Origin of the sequence: Kineococcus indalonis, assembly GCF_009906395.1 — a bacterium.
GTDB classification, from domain to species: domain Bacteria; phylum Actinomycetota; class Actinomycetes; order Actinomycetales; family Kineococcaceae; genus Kineococcus; species Kineococcus indalonis.
Genome location: NZ_JAAALM010000359.1, coordinates 1 through 4260 on the forward strand (window position 1 = coordinate 1; position 4260 = coordinate 4260).

Annotated in this window: 3 protein-coding genes; 2 read left to right on the forward strand and 1 reads right to left on the reverse strand. The window is 76.8% G+C overall.

Going from position 1 to position 4260, the window contains the following annotated elements; translation table 11 throughout:
• The first annotated feature begins 285 nt into the window (after nt 1-285).
• Nucleotides 286-1734, forward strand: coding sequence for a 4-aminobutyrate--2-oxoglutarate transaminase (gabT, locus tag GTR00_RS15605; RefSeq protein WP_323132516.1), 1449 nt, complete (start codon nt 286-288; stop codon nt 1732-1734).
• A gap of 91 nt (nt 1735-1825) precedes the next feature.
• Nucleotides 1826-3421: an NAD-dependent succinate-semialdehyde dehydrogenase gene (locus tag GTR00_RS15610; RefSeq protein ID WP_240900391.1), complete on the forward strand. Its 1596-nt coding sequence runs from the start codon at nt 1826-1828 to the stop codon at nt 3419-3421.
• Nucleotides 3422-3460: 39 nt separating this feature from the next.
• Here the strand turns inward: GTR00_RS15610 and GTR00_RS15615 are convergent.
• Nucleotides 3461-4260 (reverse strand): trypsin-like serine peptidase (locus tag GTR00_RS15615; RefSeq protein ID WP_166612515.1); only part of this gene is annotated, 800 nt, incomplete at its 5' end.

The window sequence follows — 4260 nt, forward strand, 5'->3', positions numbered from 1 at the left end:
CCAGTGAGCTGGAGGACCCAGCCCTCCAGGAAGGCGGCGGGGTCCTCCAGCTCACTGGTGGCGACCCAGCGCAGCGCGGCCGCGGTGCCGCCCGCCACGACCCGCAGGCCCAGCTCCGTGCGCGCCAGCAGGTCCGCGACCGTCACCACCGCGACACCTTCGCACACGGCGGGGCCCTCGGTTGTGCACGGTGGACATCGACAGCGGGCGGGCGGGTGCCTAGCGTCCGGGGTGCCGGTGCCGTCGCGGCCCCGGTGCACCAGCCCGTCGAACAGGAGCGCCGCCGTGACCCAGACCCTGCCCGCCACCGGCGGACCCGCCCTGCCCCAGGAGCGACGGCTGGTCACCGAGGTGCCCGGTCCGCGCTCGCGCGAGCTGGCCGCGCGCCGCGCCGCGGCGGTCTCCGCCGCCGTCGGCTCCTCCACGCCCTTCTACGCCGCGGCCGCCGGCGGCGGCGTGCTCGTGGACGTCGACGGCAACTCCTTCATCGACCTCGGCTCCGGCATCGCCGTGACGACGGTGGGCAACGCCGCCCCGCAGGTCGTCGAGGCCGTCACCGAGCAGGTCGCCCGCTTCACCCACACCTGCTTCATGATCACGCCGTACGAGGCGTACGTGCAGGTCGCCGAGACCCTCAACGAGCTGACGCCGGGTGAGCACGCGAAGAGGACCGCGCTGTTCACCTCCGGCGCCGAGGCCGTCGAGAACGCGGTGAAGATCGCCCGCGCGCACACCGGCCGGCAGGCCGTCGTCGTCTTCGACCACGCCTACCACGGCCGCACGAACCTCACGATGGCGATGACCGCCAAGAGCGCCCCCTACAAGAGCGGCTTCGGCCCCTTCGCGCCCGAGGTGTACCGGGCGCCGTTGTCCTACCCGTTCCGCGACGGCGCCGACGCCGACGGCCGCCCCGTCGACGGCCCCGCCGCGGCCCGCCGCGCGATCGAGGTCATCGAGAAGCAGGTCGGCGCGGTCAACCTCGCGGCGGTGGTGATCGAGCCGATCCAGGGCGAGGGCGGCTTCATCGTGCCCGCGCCCGGCTTCCTGCCGGCGCTGGCGGAGTGGACCCGCGCGAACGGCGTGGTCCTCGTCGCCGACGAGGTGCAGACCGGCTTCGCGCGCACCGGCGCGATGTTCGCCTGCGAGCACGAGGGCGTCGTGCCGGACCTGGTGACCACCGCCAAGGGCATCGCCGGCGGGCTGCCGCTGTCCGCGGTCACCGGCCGCGCGGAGATCATGGACGCGCCGGTGACCGGCGGCCTGGGCGGCACCTACGGCGGCAGCGCCGCCGCGTGCGCCGCCGCGATCGGAGCCCTGCGCGCGGTGCGCGAGGGCGACCTGCTGCAGCGGGCCCGGCGCATCGAGGAGGTCGTCGGCGGGCGGCTGCGGCGCCTGGCCGCGCGCGACGCGCGCGTGGGCGACGTGCGCGGGCGCGGCGCGATGATGGCGGCCGAGCTGGTGCGCCCGGGCACCCGCGAGCCGGACGCCGCCCTGGCCGCGGCCGTGGCGCGCGAGGCCGCGCAGCGCGGCGTGGTCGTCCTGACGTGCGGCACGTACGGCAACGTGCTGCGCTTCCTGCCGCCGCTGGTCATCGGCGAGGAGCTGCTGGAGGAGGCCTTCGACGTCCTGGACGAGGTGTTCGCCGCCCTGCCGGCGCGGGCGGGCACCGGCGGCACCGCTGGCGCGGACGGCGCGGTGCGCGCCGCCGGCGGCGACGACCAGGACGTGGACTGAGCGCGCACCGGGCGCGCGCGGCGAGCGCGGCGCGCTGGACGTGTCGGACGGGCTGGACGTGTCGGACGGGCTGGACGAGCGGGGAGGACGCATGACGGGCACGACGGGCACCACGGGGACGACGGGCACCACGGGGACGACGGGCACCACGGGGACGACGGGCACCACGGGGACGACGGGCACCACGGGGACGACGGGCACCACGGGGACGACGGGCGCGGCGGGCGGTGCGCGGCGCGAGCGGGAGCTGGTGGCCTCGGTGCCCACCGGCCTGTTCACCGGCGGCACCTGGCGCGAGGCGTCCGGCGGGCGCACCGTCGCGGTGGAGGACCCCGCCACCGGCGAGGTGCTCACGCACGTGGCCGACGCGAGCGTGGCCGACGGCCGCGCCGCGCTGGACGCCGCGGTGGCCGCCCGGCACGGCTGGGCCCGCACCCCGGCGCGCGAGCGGGCCGAGGTGCTGCGCCGCGCGTTCGAGGCCGTCACCGCGCGCGCGGAGGACTTCGCGCTGCTGATGACCCTGGAGATGGGCAAGCCCCTGGACCAGGCGCGCGGGGAGGTCGCCTACGGCGCGGAGTTCCTGCGCTGGTTCTCCGAGGAGGCCTCGCGGATCTCCGGGCGCTACGCGGCCAACCCCGCGGGCGGCTCCCGGCTGCTGACGATGAAGCAGCCGGTGGGTCCCACCCTGGCCATCACGCCGTGGAACTTCCCGCTGGCCATGGGCACCCGCAAGATCGGCCCGGCGCTGGCCGCCGGGTGCACCGTGGTGGTCAAGCCCGCCACCCAGACCCCGCTGACCATGCTGCTGCTGGCGCAGGTGCTGGCCGAGGCCGGCGTGCCCGCCGGCGTGCTCAACGTCGTCACCACCACCTCCACCGCCGAGGTGGTGGAGCCGCTGGTGCGCGATCCGCGGCTGCGCAAGCTCACCTTCACCGGCTCCACCGCCGTCGGGCGCACGCTCGTGGCGCAGTCCGCCCAGCAGCTGCTGCGCCTGAGCATGGAGCTGGGCGGCAACGCGCCGTTCCTCGTCTTCGACGACGCCGACCTCGACGTCGCGGTCGAGGGCGCGGTGACGGCGAAGATGCGCAACATGGGCGAGGCGTGCACCGCCGCGAACCGCTTCTACGTCCAGCGCGGCGCGGCCGCGGAGTTCTCCCGCCGCCTGGCCGAACGGATGGGCGCCCTGAGCGTGGGGCGCGGCACCGAGGACGGCGTGGACGTCGGCCCGCTCATCGACGCCCGCGCCCGCGAGGGCGTGGCGCGGCGGGTGGAGGAGGCGGTGCACGCCGGCGCGAGGGTCCTCACCGGCGGCGGCGGGGTGGGCGAGCGCGGCTACTTCTACGCCCCCACCGTCCTGGAGTCCGTGCCGGCCGGTGCACGGCTGCTGACGGAGGAGACCTTCGGCCCCGTCGCCCCGGTGGTCACCTTCGACACCGAGGAGGAGGGCGTGGCGCTGGCCAACGACACCGAGTACGGCCTGGTCGGCTACGTCTTCACCGAGGGCTTCTCGCGCGGGGTGCGGGTGGCCGAGGCGCTGGAGACGGGCATGGTCGGGCTCAACGCCGGGGTGGTCTCCAACGCGGCCGCCCCCTTCGGCGGGGTGAAGGCCTCCGGCTTCGGCCGCGAGGGCGGCGCCGAGGGCATCGAGGAGTACCTGGAGACCAAGTACGTCGGCTTCCCCCTGTGAACGGGGCCCGGCGCCGGCGGACCCCGCCGGCGCCGGCGCTCAGACGGCGGCGGCGGCCCGCTCGTACACCGCGCGCACCGCGCTGCCCAGGCGCGGGCCGTAGAGGCGGTCCGGGGCCCGGCCGTAGCTGAAGCTGACCACCGAGGTCACCACGCCGGTGCCGGCGGCGGGGTCGAAGCGCGAGAGCCACGGCCCGCCGCTGGAGCCGCCGCCCATGTCGCACAGGGTGCCCTGGTCGGTGGTGCCGCCGTCGTCGGGGAAGCGCAGCCCGGTGCAGTGCTGCAGCGTGTCGCCGTCGCCGGTGCGGCTGGCGGCCGGGTACCCGAAGACCGTCACCCGGTCCAGCGGGGCGTCGAAGCCGAGGTCGAAGGCGCCGACGCGGTCGGCGAGCGTGGTGCCGGCCTGCTCGCCCACGACGACGAAGCCGACGTCGAAGTTCAGGGCCGCGGCGGTGTCCTGGTCGCCGTCGCGCCACTGCTGGGTGGTGAAGGTGCGCGTGGCGCTCCAGCGGCCGAACGGCTCCGAGGGCCCCGCCAGCCCCGGCACGAAGATGACGTTGCTGGAGGTGCGGCCCTGCTCCGTCAGGCAGTGCCCGGCCGTGATCAGGACGCTCTCGTTGCCCGCGCGCACGCTGCTGGCGGAGCACTCGTAGGGCAGGCCGCCCTGGGTGAAGTACAGCCGCCCCACCTTCGGGGTGACCGCCGGGCCGCCGGTCCACGGCGCGGCCACGCTCACGGCGCCGCCCTCGACGACGCCCGCGGCCCCGCGCGGGCGCCGCGCCACGGCCGGGGCGTCCCCGGCGGCCAGCGTGCGCGGCCCCGCAGCGCTCGGGCCCGGGT